This window comes from Saccharopolyspora rosea, assembly GCF_025643595.1.
Classification (GTDB): domain Bacteria; phylum Actinomycetota; class Actinomycetes; order Mycobacteriales; family Pseudonocardiaceae; genus Saccharopolyspora; species Saccharopolyspora rosea.
In genome coordinates, this window is sequence record NZ_CP102826.1 from 4,692,943 (window position 1) to 4,706,881 (window position 13,939).

Annotated in this window: 13 protein-coding genes; 7 read left to right on the top strand and 6 right to left on the bottom strand. The window is 71.7% G+C overall.

Going from position 1 to position 13,939, the window contains the following annotated elements; all coding sequences use genetic code 11:
• Nucleotides 1–2 precede the first annotated feature (2 nt).
• The 3 genes from NV263_RS21695 to mshC all read right to left on the bottom strand — a co-directional run bounded on the left by NV263_RS21695 (nucleotide 3) and on the right by mshC (nucleotide 2,789).
• A complete protein-coding gene (locus NV263_RS21695; protein ID WP_263248433.1) occupies nucleotides 3–404 on the bottom strand; it encodes a roadblock/LC7 domain-containing protein in 402 nt (133 codons plus the stop codon).
• Nucleotides 401–1,390 (bottom strand): sensor histidine kinase, encoded by a 990-nt coding sequence (locus tag NV263_RS21700; protein WP_263248435.1) that lies wholly within the window; start codon nucleotides 1,388–1,390, stop codon nucleotides 401–403. The genes NV263_RS21695 and NV263_RS21700 overlap by 4 nt, the downstream gene beginning before the upstream one ends.
• A 163-nt stretch (nucleotides 1,391–1,553) precedes the next feature.
• Nucleotides 1,554–2,789: a cysteine--1-D-myo-inosityl 2-amino-2-deoxy-alpha-D-glucopyranoside ligase gene (gene mshC / locus NV263_RS21705; protein WP_263248437.1), complete on the bottom strand. Its 1,236-nt coding sequence runs from the start codon at nucleotides 2,787–2,789 to the stop codon at nucleotides 1,554–1,556.
• A gap of 330 nt (nucleotides 2,790–3,119) precedes the next feature.
• Here mshC and NV263_RS21710 point away from each other — a divergent pair, with 330 nt between their 5' ends.
• The 7 genes from NV263_RS21710 to NV263_RS21740 all read left to right on the top strand — a co-directional run bounded on the left by NV263_RS21710 (nucleotide 3,120) and on the right by NV263_RS21740 (nucleotide 10,049).
• Nucleotides 3,120–3,566, top strand: a complete 447-nt coding sequence (locus tag NV263_RS21710; RefSeq protein ID WP_263248439.1) for a helix-turn-helix domain-containing protein — start codon at nucleotides 3,120–3,122, stop codon at nucleotides 3,564–3,566.
• A gap of 35 nt (nucleotides 3,567–3,601) precedes the next feature.
• Nucleotides 3,602–4,141 (top strand): hypothetical protein, encoded by a 540-nt coding sequence (locus NV263_RS21715; RefSeq protein ID WP_263248441.1) that lies wholly within the window; start codon nucleotides 3,602–3,604, stop codon nucleotides 4,139–4,141.
• An 8-nt stretch (nucleotides 4,142–4,149) separates the two neighbouring features.
• Complete coding sequence (locus NV263_RS21720; protein WP_263248442.1) at nucleotides 4,150–5,394, top strand: MAB_1171c family putative transporter; 1,245 nt, start codon at nucleotides 4,150–4,152, stop codon at nucleotides 5,392–5,394.
• Nucleotides 5,395–5,398: 4 nt separating this feature from the next.
• Complete coding sequence (locus tag NV263_RS21725; RefSeq protein WP_263248444.1) at nucleotides 5,399–6,574, top strand: cytochrome P450; 1,176 nt, start codon at nucleotides 5,399–5,401, stop codon at nucleotides 6,572–6,574.
• Between the two features lie 425 nt (nucleotides 6,575–6,999).
• Nucleotides 7,000–8,217 (top strand): quaternary amine ABC transporter ATP-binding protein, encoded by a 1,218-nt coding sequence (locus tag NV263_RS21730; protein WP_263254297.1) that lies wholly within the window; start codon nucleotides 7,000–7,002, stop codon nucleotides 8,215–8,217.
• Nucleotides 8,210–9,106, top strand: a complete 897-nt coding sequence (locus NV263_RS21735) for an ABC transporter permease (RefSeq protein ID WP_263248445.1) — start codon at nucleotides 8,210–8,212, stop codon at nucleotides 9,104–9,106. The genes NV263_RS21730 and NV263_RS21735 overlap by 8 nt, the downstream gene beginning before the upstream one ends.
• Nucleotides 9,107–9,149: 43 nt before the next feature.
• A complete protein-coding gene (locus tag NV263_RS21740; RefSeq protein WP_263248447.1) occupies nucleotides 9,150–10,049 on the top strand; it encodes a glycine betaine ABC transporter substrate-binding protein in 900 nt (299 codons plus the stop codon).
• A 49-nt stretch (nucleotides 10,050–10,098) separates the two neighbouring features.
• Here the strand turns inward: NV263_RS21740 and NV263_RS21745 are convergent, their stop codons facing one another.
• The 3 genes from NV263_RS21745 to NV263_RS21755 all read right to left on the bottom strand — a co-directional run bounded on the left by NV263_RS21745 (nucleotide 10,099) and on the right by NV263_RS21755 (nucleotide 13,885).
• Nucleotides 10,099–10,359 (bottom strand): DUF397 domain-containing protein, encoded by a 261-nt coding sequence (locus NV263_RS21745; RefSeq protein ID WP_263248449.1) that lies wholly within the window; start codon nucleotides 10,357–10,359, stop codon nucleotides 10,099–10,101.
• Nucleotides 10,360–10,538: 179 nt separating this feature from the next.
• The gene (locus NV263_RS21750) at nucleotides 10,539–12,491 is read right to left on the bottom strand and encodes a vWA domain-containing protein (RefSeq protein ID WP_263248450.1); all 1,953 of its coding nucleotides are present in this window, start codon (nucleotides 12,489–12,491) and stop codon (nucleotides 10,539–10,541) included.
• Entirely contained in the window at nucleotides 12,491–13,885 is a 1,395-nt protein-coding gene (locus NV263_RS21755; protein WP_380760008.1) for an ATP-binding protein, read from the bottom strand. The genes NV263_RS21750 and NV263_RS21755 overlap by 1 nt, the downstream gene beginning before the upstream one ends.
• Nucleotides 13,886–13,939: the final 54 nt, after the last annotated feature.

Below are 13,939 nucleotides of genomic sequence, written 5' to 3' on the forward strand. Positions count from 1 at the left end.
GTTCAGGCCGGACGGCGGTGCTCGTCGCGCGCCTGCGGCGCGATCCGCTCGGCTGTCCGGTCGGCGAACGCGGTCATCTCGTAGGCGACCGTCCGCAGATCGGCGCCGTGCCCGGTGAGCACGGCCAGCCCGGCCCGCTCGGTGATGTCCACGAACAGCAGGTACCCGCGGCTCAGCCGCAGGATGACCTGCTCGCAGCGGCCCTTGTCGAACAGCTCGGCCCCGTGGTGGCCCAGGCTGAGCAGTCCGCTGGCGATGGCCGCCAGCTGCTCGGCCTGATCGGCGTCCACCGCGGAGGACGTGCCCAGCACCAGCCCGTCCGAGGAGAGCACCAGGGCGTGCGTGACGCCGGGTGCGTTGGCGGTGAACTCGTCCAGCCGGCCGCCGATGTCGTCGTCGTTCACCGCTCCTCCTGCGGTCGTTCGCGGGCCGCCTGCTGCCCGGCGGCGAAGTCGTCGAGATCGGCCAGCAGGGTCCGGTGCCCCGCCCGGCGTTCGTCGGTGGTGCGGGCGGGATCGGCGCTGGGCCACCGGATCGCGGCGTCCGGGTCGCGCGGGACCCGCCGGGGCAGCCCGGCGGTGGTCCGCGCCGGTCTGCCGGCCGCCTCCTGCAACAAGGCGGGCGGCAGCAGCACCGAGGCCGTCACACCCCGCGGCGCCCGCCTCGCCAGCCACACCCGGACGCCGTGCTTGCCCGCCAGTCTGCGGACGACCTCGAAACCGGTGTGGCGCGCGGCGAAGCGGTCCAGCGCGGGCGCGGCGGCGAGCCGTTGGTTGAGCGCGGACAGCCGTTCCGCCGCCATGCCGTCCCCGCCGTCCTCCACCCGCACCATCACGCTGCCCCGCTCGGTCAGGTGCGCGCTGACGGTGACCACAGTGGACTCCGGCGAGAACGCCGTGGCGTTGTCGAGCAATTCCGCCAGCAGCCGACCGATGTCGTCGGCGGCCAGTCCCACCACGCCGAGCCGCGTGATCGAGCCCAGTTCGACGCGCGGGTACTGCTCGATCGACGACAGCGCCGCGCGGATCACGTCGACCAGCGCGACCGCGGCGTCCTGCGCGGGTGCCGCGTCGCGCCCGGCGAGCACCCGCAGGTTCTCGCCGTTGCGCCGCAACCGGGTGGCCAGGTGGTCGATCCGGTACAGCTGGGCCAGGATGTCCGGATCCTGTTCGCCCGCCTGCAATTCCTCCAACCGGTTCAGGAGTTCGTCGAGCATCCGCAGGTCCCGCGCGGTCAGATCGGCGCAGATCGCGGCGAGCACGTCGGATTCGGTGTCCCTGCCGACGAGTCCGGCGATCCGCGAGCGCTGCTGCGGCGGAGCGCCGGGGCGCGGGCGCCCGTCGAGCAGGATTCGCCGGGACCGCTCCAGCATCTCCCGGACGCGCGTCACCGAATCCCCCTCGCGACTACCGACGAAGCCTCGCGCGATCAAACCAGAGCCGGACTCGGAAGTCCATGCACCTGTGCCGAAAACCGTTATCCCGCAGGGCGGTTTGCGTCCACGGGCATCCGCCCGCCGCGACCGGTCGGCGCGGCGGGCGGATGTGCGGGTCTCACAGCTCGACGCCCAGCAGGGCGTCGACGGTGGCGCGGACCGCCTGCGGCGCGTCGGCGTCGGTGCCGGATCCGGCCAGCGCCTCGTCGACCCACGCGTCGACGGCGCGCAACGCCTGCTCGGTGTCGAGGTCGTCGGCGAGGCGGTCGCGGATCCGGTCGACGACCGGTTCGGCCGCCGGCCCGGCGGGCAGCGCGACGGCCTGCCGCCAGCGCGCCAGCCGGGCCGCGCCCGCGGTGAGCACGTCGGCGGTCCAGGACCGGTCGGTGCGGTAGTGGCCGTCCAGCAGCGCCAGCCGGATCGCCATCGGGTCCACCCGGTCGCCGCGCAGTCGCGAGACGAACACCAGGTTCCCCTTGGACTTGGACATCTTCTCGCCGTCCAGCCCGATCATCCCGGCGTGGCAGTAGTGCCGGGCGAACGGGAACTCGCCGGTGAGCGACTCGGCGTGGGCAGCGCTGAACTCGTGGTGCGGGAAGATCAGGTCGGAGCCGCCGCCCTGCACGTCGAAGCCCAGCCCCAGCCGGTTCAACGCGATGACCGAGCACTCCAGGTGCCAGCCGGGGCGGCCGGGCCCGAGCTCGGAGTCCCAGGACGGCTCGCCGTCCCGCGCGGCCCGCCACAGCAGCGCGTCCAGCGGGTGCTCCTTGCCGGGGCGCTGCGGGTCCCCACCGCGTTCGGCGAAGAACTTCCGCATGGTGGCCTCGTCGTAGTTCGACTCGTACCCGAAGCGGCCGGTGGCTTGGTGGCGGAAGTAGACGTCGGGGTACTCGTCGTCGATGCGGTAGGCCGCACCGGACGACAGCAGCTTGCCGACCGCCTCGACGATCTCCGGGATGGTCTCCACGGCGCCCACGAAGTCCGCGGGGGGCAGCACCCGCAGCGCTTCCATGTCCTCCCGGAACAGCGCGGTCTCCCGCATGCCGAGCACGATCCAGTCCTCGTTGTCGCGGTCGGCGCGCTCCAGCAGCGGATCGTCGATGTCGGTGACGTTCTGCACGTAGTGCACCTGGTGGCCGTTGTCCAGCCACATCCGGTGCACCAGGTCGAACGCCAGGTACGTCGCCGCGTGTCCCAGGTGCGTCGCGTCGTACGGCGTGATGCCGCAGACGTACATGCGGGCGACGCGCCCGGGTTCGGTGGGCCGGACCTCGCCGGTGGCGGTGTCGAACAGGCGCAGGGGGCGGGGTGTTCCGGGCACCTCGGGCACGGGAACCGACGACCAGGGTTGCATGCCCCTGACCTTAATCGTGATGTGCGCCCGAGCGCCGCCACCTCCGACATCGCCCGTGTCACATCGTGGGACGCGGCTGCTCGCGGCGGACGGCCGCGTTGGTCAGGGGCCCGGACCCCCAGGCACCGGGCCCCTGTCGTCCTCCTCCGGGTCCCAGCACCGGAGGACCGAACGGATGCCGACGACTACCAACGGCCACCGCCCCGCCCGTTCGCGTGACCACCGTACATCAACACTTGTGAAAATCTGATCGCGGTTATCTCAATAACCGTGGAAGTGCGCGGGTGGGGGGCGGTGACGTCGGCGACGGGCGTGCCTAGGCTCAAGAACATGAACGACCCTGGGGTGGCCGACGAAAGCCTCGCGGACGTGTTCCGCGTCCGGTTGCGGGAGCTGTTCGACCAGACGAACCCGCGGACCGGTCGGCCGTACACACCCGCGCAGGCCGCGGACTGGATCCGCGCCAACACCGAGCACTCGATCAGCCACACCCAGGTGTGGAAACTGCTCACCGGCCGCGCGGTGCCCCGGCTGACCGAGGTCGAGCTGCTGGCCCGGTTCTTCGGCGTCTCCCCCAGCGCGCTGCTGCCCGGCCCCCAGGGCACCGATCTGGACCGCGCGGCCATGATGGGTTCGTTGGGTGTCCACGAGGTGGCGCTGCGCCAGCTCACCGCCGACGTGGCGCCGGAGGCCCGCGACCAGGTCGCGGGGGCGATCAAGGCGGTCCTGGAAGCTTTCCGGTCGCGCTCGGACGGCGACGAGCGGCAGGGCGGATGAGGATCACGCGCTGGGGGACGGCAGACTCCGGATCTATGGCGGTCAACCACGCCGCGTTGTGGACGCGGCCGGTGCTGCGCTGGCGAGCTGGGCGCACCCTGCGCAAGCTCGGCCTGCCCCGGCAGTTCCGGGTCGAGCACCTGCGGGAAGCGCTGGAGGCGCGGCTGGGCAAGCCGATCTTCTTCGGCGTGGTGGAGCTGCCCGCGGCCGCGCCGAGCGGCCTGGTGCTCACCACCGCGGAGGCGGTGCTCGTCGTCTCCGACGCGCAGCTGCGCACCAGCCACCGGTGGCACGTGTGGCTGCACGAGCTCATGCACCTGGTGTGGGGCCACGTGGGCAAGGCCGAACCGGACGCGCTCGGCGCCCTGCGGGAGCTGTTCCCGACGCTGCCCGAGGAAGTGCTGGCGCAGATGCTGACCCGGACCACGTGCGAGCGCGGGCACGAGGTCGAGGCGGAGATGCTGGCGGCGCTGTGCCACGTCCGGCTGGCGTCCTGGCGAGCGGCCGAGGAGGCGCAGGACGTGCCCGCCGAGGTCGCCACCACGCTCCAGCGGTTCCAGGACCTGCTCGGGTAGGGGGCCCGGTGCTGTACACGCTGGGCTACGCCCTGGCCGGTGCGCTCATGCTGGCCGTGGTGGCCGCCAAATTCCGCGCCGTGCTGCGGGACCCGGGCGACGTGCGGGTGGTCGGCCTGGCCGTGGCGCACCTGACCCTGGCGGTGGGATTCATCAGCGCCATCCCGGTCAGCTACCTGGCGATCGACCGGTTCAGCGGCGTCGGCAACCTGGCCACGCTCGTGGTCTACGGCAGCGTCACCGTCTGCCTCGGCGGGTGCCTGGTGTGCCACAACGCGCTGGAACTGCCCCGGCCGCGCGCGCAGGCCGCCAGCCGCCGCCAGCTGGTGCTGACCGCGGTGGCCGTGGCCGCCATGGCGGTGCTGTTCGCCGTCGCCGACGTGCACGACGCCCCCCACCCGCTGGATTTCGACGCCCGCTACGCCCTGGACCCGGTCGCGGTGTGCTTCCAGCTGGTCTGGTGGTCGGCGTACTCGACGGCGCTGGTGCGCATCGCGCGGGTGTCCCGGCGCGTCGGCCGGGCGAGCCAGCTGCCCTGGCTGCGGGCCGGGCTGGCGGTGGTCGCGGTCGGCTGCGTCATCGCGTTGGGCTACGCGCTCGGAAAAGCGACCCAGGTCGCCGCCGCCTGGCTCGGCGCCGACCTCACCTGGGTGTCCACCGCGCTGGCCCCCGGGCTGGCCACGCTCGGCGCGATGACGATGGCGGTGGGCTGGTCCGTTCCGCTGGTGCCGCGCTGGACGCTGCGGTTGCGCGCGCTCCGGGACCTGCGGCCGCTGCACGCCGCGTTGCGCACCGTGGCGCCGGCGCTGGCCGGCAACACCCCGGCGGTCACCCCGCTGTACCGGCGGTTGATCACCATCAACGACCTGCTGCGCGCCCTGCGGCCCCACCTGGACCCGGACGTCGACCGCCTCGCCCGGGAAGAGGCCGACCGGATGGGGTTGGACGGGCCGGAACGGCACGCCGCGGTCGAGGCCGCCAGGATCGCGGCCGGGCTGCGCGCGCACGCCGACGGCCGGGTCTTCGGGGACACGGCGATGATCCGCGAGTACCAGCCCGACGACGCCGAGGATCCGGCGCGGACCGCGGACATGGCGGCCCACGGCGCGCTGCTGTGGCGCACCCCGCCGGGCCACCCCGACCACCAGCTCGCCCCGGAACTGCGGGCGCTGTGCGAGATCGGGCGGGCGTGGCGGCTGCCGCACCCGCTGGTTCCCGCGGTCCTGACCCGACTCCCGACCCGATCAAGGTGACGCCGTGCTCGATCGAACCCTCTCGGACGACCTGTCGGACCCGCACCCGGCCCTGGCCGCGCTGCGGGAGGAGAGCCCCGTCGCCCGGGTGCGGACGCCGGACGGACCTCCGGTGTGGGTGGTGACCCGCTACGCCGACGTCCGCGAGCTGCTGCGCGACGACACGCGCCTGTCGGTGAACCCCTCGCACGGCACGTCCGGTGACTGGACGGGGTTCGACCTGCCCGCCTCGCTGCGCGAGCACCTGCTGGCCGTGGACGCCGAACAGCACTCCCGCCTGCGGCGGCTGATCTCCAGCCCGCTCAGCGGGCCGGGGCTGCACCGGTCGGTGGCCGCCGTGGAGGCCGAGGCCGACCGCGTCGTCGCCGGCCTGGATCCGGACCGGCGGGTGGACCTCGTCGCCGAACTCGCCGTCCCGCTGGCGCTCGCGGCGGTGCGCGCCGTCCTCCCGCTGCCCGGTATCGCACACGAGGCGTTCGGGCAGTGGGTGCACGAGACGATCGGCGCTCCCCGCCGCCTGGACGACGCGGAGCCGGTGCGGGCCCGCGACACGCTCGGGCGGATGGCCGAGATCATCACCACCGCCGCCACCGAACGCGGGCAGGGACTCCTGGCGGAACTGCAGGACGCCCACCGCAGCGGACGGCTCAGCGCCGACGAGCTGGCCGCGCAGGTGTTCTACGTCCTGTTCGTCCCCACCGAGCCGACCGTCGACGCGCTCGGCGTCGTCCTGCTGCGGCTGCTCGCCGATGCCGAGCACCGCGCGGCGCTGCGCGACAGCCCCGAGGCCCGCCAGGTCGCGGTCGCCGAGGCGCTGCGCCACGACTCGCCCCAGGGCTTCGCGGCTCCGCGGTTCGCGCGCACCGATGTCGACGTCGCGGGCACCCGCATCCGGGCCGGGCAGACCGTGTTGCCGTCGCTGGCGGCGGCGAACCGGGATCCGCGGCAGTTCGCCGATGCGGACCGGCTCGACCTGACCCGCAATCCCAATCCGCACCTGGCCTTCGGGCGCGGTGAGCACGTCTGCCCGGCCACCGCGCTGAGCTACCGGTTGCTGGCGGCCGGTGTCGCCGCGCTGCTGCGCCGTTACCCCGGCACCGCGCTGGTGGGCGAGGTGCGGTGGAGCGGAAGCTTCCGCCACCGCGGACCCGCCCGCGTGTGGGCCGACCTCGCGGCCTGAGGACCCGAATTCGCGGTCGCGATCTCGTCCGCTTTTCCGGCACAAGATCATCGCTGTCCACTGCGGACAGCAAGGTCTTGACAACAGGACAAAAACGTTTTCATCCGCGCGCCGGATGATCACATTTTGGCATATCGCAACCAGCGCGGATCAGTGGGATCCTTTCCCTAAAGCGCGCTGTCTGCGCAGGTCACAACGAATTGGAGGGAATGGTCCAGACCGCATAGCGAGAACTCGGCGACGCAGTGGCCGGACTGGACATCGCACCGGTTCGCAGTAGTATCCCCGACCACATCGAGACCAGGGATCACATTTCTCACCGCAGCGAATCCGCGCTCACGGTGTCCGGCAATTCTCGCAGCCGCCGGTGTCGCACACCGAATCCGCGGCAGAACAGCTGGAGGCGATCGTTGACATCGGTACGTGTGGAACGGCTCTACAAGGTCTTCGGGCCGCAACCGGCCGAGATGGTCCGCCGCTTGGAGCAGGGAGCCGACCAGGAGGAAATCCGCGTGGCGGGAGGGACCGCCGCGGTCGTCGACGCGTCTTTTACGGTCACCGAGGGCGAGACGTTCGTCGTCATGGGGCTGTCCGGTTCCGGGAAGTCGACGCTGATCCGGATGATCAACGGCCTGCTCACCCCGTCCGCCGGGCGCGTCTACGTCGACGACGAGGAAATCACGGGGATGCCGCCGAAGGCGCTGCGGGACATTCGCCAGCAGCGGATGAGCATGGTCTTCCAGCACTTCGCGCTGCTCCCGCACCGCTCCGTGCTCGACAACGCCGGGTACGGGTTGCGGATCAAGGGCATGGACAGCGCCGAGATCGACAAGCACGCCCGGGAAGCGCTGGCCATGGTCGGGCTGGAGGGCTGGGAACACCGCTATCCGCAGCAGCTGTCCGGCGGCATGCGCCAACGCGTCGGCCTGGCCCGCGCGTTGGCCGCGCAGACCGACGTGCTGCTGATGGACGAGGCGTTCAGCGCGCTGGACCCGCTGATCAAACGAGAGATGCAGGACCAGCTGCTCAGCCTCAACGCCCGGCTGGGCAAGACGATCATCTTCATCACCCACGACCTCAACGAGGCGATGCGCCTCGGCGACCGCATCGCGGTCATGCGCGCCGGGCGCATCGTGCAGATCGGCACGTCCGAGCAGATCCTCAACGAACCGGCCGACGACTACGTGGCCCGGTTCGTGCAGGACGTCGACCGCAGCCGGGTGCTGACCGCGGCCTCGATCTGCGAGGAATGCACCGCGCTCAAGGCCGACGTCAGCCCGGACGAGGCGCTGTCGATGATGCACCGGCACGACACCGACCGGCTGTTCGTCTCCGACGGCGGTCGGCGGCTGCTCGGCATGCTCAGCGCCGCGGACTGCGAGCAGGCGCTGCGCGACGGTCACAGCGTGGTGCGCGAGGCGGTGGTCGCCGTGGACGACCCGGTGGACGGTTCGACGCCGATGAACGCGCTGTTCGCGCGGATGAGCAGGCATCCGGTACCGCTGCCGGTGATCGACGACGAGCAACGGCTGGTCGGCGTCATCACGCCGGGCAAGGTGTTCGAAGCGCTGAGCCGGGAGCCCCACGCCGAGTCGGTGGGAGCTCCGGCCGCGGTCAAGGAAGCGAGTGTGTCCGATGTCTGAGGCAGTTCTGCACCTCGCCCAGTTCGAGTTACCGCGGGTGCCGGTGGGCAACTGGTTCCAGGCCGTGGTCACCTGGCTCAACGACCACGTCGGCCCGCTGTTCGACGTCATCTACCTGGTGCTGAACTCGATGGTGACGGGCCTGAGCTACGCGCTGACCTGGTTGCCGAACCTGGCGATGGTGCTGATCTTCGCCGCGCTGGCCCTGTGGCTGCGCAGCTGGCAGTTCGGGTTGTTCAGCCTGATCGGGTTCGCGCTCATCGCGAGCATGCGGGAGTTCAACCAGACGATGCAGACCCTGTCGCTGGTGCTGGTGGCCAGCGTCCTGGCGGTGCTCATCGGTGTTCCGCTGGGCATCTCGATGGCCCGCCGCCCCGCGGTGTCGGCGGCGGTGCGACCGGTGCTGGACCTGATGCAGACGATGCCGGCGTTCGTCTACCTGATCCCGGTCATCTTCTTCTTCAACATCGGCACCGTCCCGGGCGTGGTGGCGACCGTGATCTTCGCGCTGCCGCCGGGCGTCCGCCTCACCGAACTCGGCATCCGACAGGTCGACAAGGAGGTGGTCGAAGCGGGCGAGGCGTTCGGCGCTCCGCAACGGCAGATCCTCACCGGAATCCAGCTGCCGCTGGCGATGCCGTCGATCATGGCCGGGATCAACCAGGTGATCATGCTGTCGCTGTCGATGGTGGTCATCGCGGGCATGGTCGGCGCTCCCGGGCTGGGCACCGACATCTACCAGGCGGTGACCCGCGTCCAGCTCAACCTCGGCTTCGAGGCGGGCCTGTCGGTGGTGATCCTCGCCGTCTACGTGGACCGCATCACCGCTGTGCTGACGGACCGTTCGCCGGTCGCACGGGCGGAGCGCAAGGCCGCGAAAACCGGGTGAAGGCCGAAGCGGCCGGTTGTGGCACGAGAAAGTGAGGTCGGTAATGGTATTCGGAACCCGATCACGAAGACTGGTCGCGCTGCTCGCCGCGTTCGCGGCGCTGGTGCTGGTGTTCGCCGGCTGCGGTGGCCGTCAGGCGCAGACCGGGCAGCAGGCGAAGACGATCAACATCGGCTTCATCTCCTGGGACGAGGACATCGCGGTCTCCCACCTCTACAAGGTCCTGTTGGAGAAGAAGGGCTACCACGTCAACCTCCAGGAACTGGAAGCCGGTCCGATGTACGCCGGTCTCGCCCAGGGCAACGTCGACCTGTTCCTGGACGGCTGGCTGCCGCAGACCCACGCCGACTACTGGAAGCAGTACGGCAACAAGCTGGAGGACCTGGGTGTCTGGTACGACCAGGCCACGCTGAACCTGGCGGTGCCCAAGTACCTGACCGACGTCAACTCCATCTCGGACCTCCCGGGCAGGGGTGCCCAGTTCAACCACGTGATCACGGGTATCGACCCGGGCGCCGGTGAGACCCGGACCGTCAAGGATTCGGTGATGCCGGCGTACGGCCTCAACGGCGAGTTCACGCTGCAGACGTCCTCCACCACGGCGATGCTGGCCTCGCTGGAGAAGGCGATCAACGAGCACCGGCCGATCGTGGTGACGCTGTGGCACCCGCACTGGGCCTACGCCCGGTATCCCATCAAGGACCTGCAGGACCCGAAGGGGGCGATGGGCAAGCCGGAGCAGATCCACGCCATCGGCCGCGGGAACTTCAGCAACGACTTCCCGGAGATCACCGACATGGTCAAGAAGTTCAAGCTGAACGATCAGCAGCTGGCGTCGTTGGAGAACGCCATCAACTCCGCGCCGAAGGGCCAGGAGGACATGGCTGCCCAGAACTGGGTCAACCAGAACCAGGCGGTGGTCAACACCTTCTTCCACCAGTGACGCGACATCCGGCGGCCGGTGGGCAGGCACCCACCGGCCGCCGGCGCGTTCACGACCCGAGGTCGAACCGCCCGGCCTTCACGGCTCCGACGAAGTTCCCCCAACGACGCTGGGAGAACCACAGCTCGCCACCCTCGACGTCCTTCGAATCCCTCGCGCCGACGGCACGTTCGCCCAGGGCGACCTCGACGCACTCACCGTTGTTGGCGCTGTGGCTGGACTTCCGCCAAGCAGGATCCGAGAACGCGACCTCGACGCACACGCCGTTGTTGGCGCTGTAGCTCGACTTTCTCCAGACTGGCGCGGACACGGCGTCCTCCGGCTACATCTCCGACATCAGGGTCTTAAGGAACTCCACCGACACTTCCGCGGGTTCTCCGATGGGCACAGCGGCGCGTCAGCGCCTCCGTGGGGGTGGTCGGGTGACGGGCGGGCCGCTGAGGTTCCGCTCCCGGCGCCGCCACTCAAAAGGAGTTCGAAGACAGGCTCTCACCGCCGCCGCTTGGTCCGGAGGTAGTCGCCGACGACGGCGGCGCCGAGGCCGTCGGCCGTCGGTGCGATGACGCGGCCTCCGCCGCGGCGGGCGACGATGTCGACGAACGCCGCCAGCCGGGGGTCGTCGCCGAGCATGAACACGCTCAGCGTCGCCCCGAGGCGGTGCAGCGAGTCCACTTCGGACAGCGTGACCGACAGGGTGTGCGGGGTGGGCGGGTACTGGAAGACCGCCTCGCCGTCCGGTTCCAGGTGCGCGGTGGGCTCGCCGTCGGTGACCACCAGCACGACCGGTTGCGCGTCCGGGTTGCGCCGGACGTGGCGCCCGGCCAGCAGCAGCGCGTGGTGCAGGTTCGTGCCCTGCTCCCAGGTCCCCTCCAGCGCGGCGAGCTCCGCCACGTCCACAGTGGACGCATAGCGCCCGAAGGTCACCAGTTGCAGGGCGTCGGAGCGGAACCGGGTCGCCACCAGGTGGTGCAGGGCGAGGGCGGTGCGCTTCATCGGGACCCACCGGCCGTCCTGCACCATCGACCACGACGTGTCGACGCACAGGGCCACCGCCGCGCGCGAACGCTGCTCGGTCTCGGCGACCTCCAGGTCCTCGATGTCCAGCAGCGGCGAGCCGGGGCCCTCCCCGGCACGGCGCAGCACGGCGTTGCGCACCGTGCGCGGGGCGTCCCACGGTTCGGAGTCGCCGAAGCTCCACGGCCGCGTGGTGCCGGTCAGCTCCCCCGCCGCGCCGGCGCGGTCGGCGTCGCGCTCGCCGCGCCGGGACCGCAGCTGGGAGATCACCGAGCGCAGCGCCGTCTCGCCGAGCCGCCGCATCGCGCGCGGACTCAGCCGCAGGCTGCCATCCGGCGCGCGCTCCAGCAGGCCCTGCTGCCGCAGCTGCCGTTCGATCTCGGCGAGCCGCCGGGCGTCGACCACGGCCTGCGGGCCGAGCCGGCGCTCCAGCGCCTCCAGGTCGATGTCCTCCAGGCTCGCGCCCGGGTAGGACTGCGAGAGCTGCTCGGCCAGCTGGTCCAGCTCGCCGAGTTCGGCCATCGCCGCGGTCGCCTCGCCCAGGCCCATCGGTTGGTCACCGCGGAACCGGGCCCGTCCGGACCAGTCCTCGCCGGGCCGCAGCGACCGCAACTGCTGGTCCAAGCGCTGCAACGCCTGCCCGATCCGCGGGTCGCCGAAAGCCTGCTGCGCCAACGACATCAGCTCCGAGCGCTGCTGCTCGCTCATCGAGTTCAGCAGCCGTTGCGCCGCGGCCGACCGCGCGGCCAGGGCGTCGACGAGTTCGTCGACGTCGCGCGGGTTCTCCGGGAAGAACTCGCCGTGCTCGGCCATGAACCGCTCGAACCGCTCCGGCACGTCGGCGTCCCCGCGCGCGTGCGCGGCCAGCAGGTCGGACAGGTCGTCCAGCATCCGCCGGACCCGCTCGACGTCCTCGGAGGTGGTCTGCTGCAGGGCGTCCTTCATGCCCTGGAACCGCTGGTCGAGGAACTCCCGGCCGAGCAGGTCCCGGATCTCGTCGAAGATCTCCCGGGCGTCGGAGGAACGCCAGTCGTACTCGGACAGCTCCGAGACCTGACCGGCGACGTCCGGCGGCAGCGCGTCCAGCTGCAGCTCGCGGAACCGCGCGTCCTCCCCCGGATCAGCGGCCAGCGCCAGCCGCTCCTGCTCCAGGGCGCGGTCCAGCATCCGCCGGACCTCGGAGACCGTGCCGTCCAACCGGTGCCGCCGCTGGAGTTCGGACCGGCGCTGCCACAACCGGCGGGTCAGCTCGTCGAGCCCGGCCGTCTCATCGGTGCCGGTGCGCAGCAGCTCCTCCAGCGCCGAACGCGGCGAGGCGCCCTCCATGACGTCGCGGCCGATCTGGTCCAGGGCCGCGCGCAGGTCCACCGGCGGTTCCAGCGGGTCGGAACCGCCGTGCCACGCCCCGTACCGGAACCGCCTGCTCATCAGCCGTACACCGACCTGTCGTCCTCGGTGTCCTTGGCCAGTTTCTTGGCCAGGTACAACGACTCAAGGGCCAGCTCCACCGCGCTGGCGATGCGGCCGGGCGGATCGCCGGGCCGCACGTCCAGCCGTTCGGCGACCTGGTGCAGCACGGGCAGTTCCGGCAGCGCGGTGAGCACATCACCGCCGGAGATCCGCTCGCCGGTGGCGACCGGGTGCCCGTCGGCGACGGCCTCGGCCAGCGACCGCAGGTCCAGCCCGGCGAACAGGCCGCGCGCGGTGTCGGCGACCGAGCGGCGCAGCAGGTAGCCCAGCAGCTCGTCCTCGCGGCCCTCCTCGCCCGCCTCGAACTCGACCTTGCCGCGCAGCACCGCGGGCACCGCCTCCAGGTCCACCGGCCGCGCGACCGCCGGGTCCTCGCCGGTCACCGCGGCCCGGTGCAGCGCGGCGGCCGACACGGTCTCGGCGGCGGCGATGGCGAACCGGGCGGAGACCCCGGAGCGCTGGTCCACGGCGCTGGAGTCCCGCAGGTGGCCGACGAACCGCGCGATGACCTCCAACAGGTGGTCGCCGACCTCGGCGGGCAGCTCGGCCTCCTGGCGCACCAGCGAGATCTCGTCCTCGACGTCCGGCGGGTAGTGGGTGCGGATCTCGGCGCCGAAGCGGTCCTTGAGCGGGGTGATGATCCGGCCGCGGTTGGTGTAGTCCTCCGGGTTCGCGGTGGCGACCAGCAGCACGTCCAGCGGCAGCCGCAGGCTGTACCCGCGGATCTGGATGTCGCGCTCCTCCATCACGTTCAGCAGCGCGACCTGGATGCGTTCGGCCAGGTCCGGCAGCTCGTTGACGGTGACGATGCCGCGGTGCGCGCGCGGCACGAGTCCGAAGTGGATGGTTTCCGGGTCGCCCAGCGACCGGCCCTCGGCGACCTTGACCGGGTCGACGTCGCCGACCAGGTCGCCGACCGAGGTGTCCGGGGTGGCCAGCTTCTCCACGTAGCGCTCGTCGCGGTGCCGCCAGGCCACCGGCAGGTCGTCGCCGAGTTCGGCGGCCCGCCGCCGCGATGCCGGGGTGATCGGCTGGAGCGGGTGTTCGCCCAGCTCGGAGCCCTCGATCACCGGGGTCCACTCGTCGAGCAGTTCGGTCAGCCCGCGCAGCAGCCGGGTCTTGCCCTGCCCGCGCTCGCCGAGCAGCACCACGTCGTGCCCGGCGATCAGGGCGCGCTCCAGCTGCGGCAGCACCGTCCGGTCGAAGCCGACGATGCCGGGCCACAGGGACTGCCCGCAGCGCAGCGCGGTCAGCAGGTTGGCGCGCACCTCGGCCTTGACGCTGCGCGGCAGGTGGCCGCTGGCCCGCAGCTCCCCCGCGGTGCGGGGCAGACCGGGTGGTGGGGTCGGGATCGTCGTCACCCCTCCGACGCTACCGGTGCGCGGCGACGCACGCCCCCCTCGTCC

Bases quoted from the DNA above. Each gene is read 5' to 3' on its own strand.
- mshC (WP_263248437.1), bottom strand. From the start codon at position 2,789: ATGCAACCCTGGTCGTCGGTTCCCGTGCCCGAGGTGCCCGGAACACCC.
- NV263_RS21710 (WP_263248439.1), top strand. From the start codon at position 3,120: ATGAACGACCCTGGGGTGGCCGACGAAAGCCTCGCGGACGTGTTCCGC.
- NV263_RS21715 (WP_263248441.1), top strand. From the start codon at position 3,602: ATGGCGGTCAACCACGCCGCGTTGTGGACGCGGCCGGTGCTGCGCTGG.
- NV263_RS21735 (WP_263248445.1), top strand. From the start codon at position 8,210: ATGTCTGAGGCAGTTCTGCACCTCGCCCAGTTCGAGTTACCGCGGGTG.
- NV263_RS21740 (WP_263248447.1), top strand. From the start codon at position 9,150: ATGGTATTCGGAACCCGATCACGAAGACTGGTCGCGCTGCTCGCCGCG.
- NV263_RS21750 (WP_263248450.1), bottom strand. From the start codon at position 12,491: ATGAGCAGGCGGTTCCGGTACGGGGCGTGGCACGGCGGTTCCGACCCG.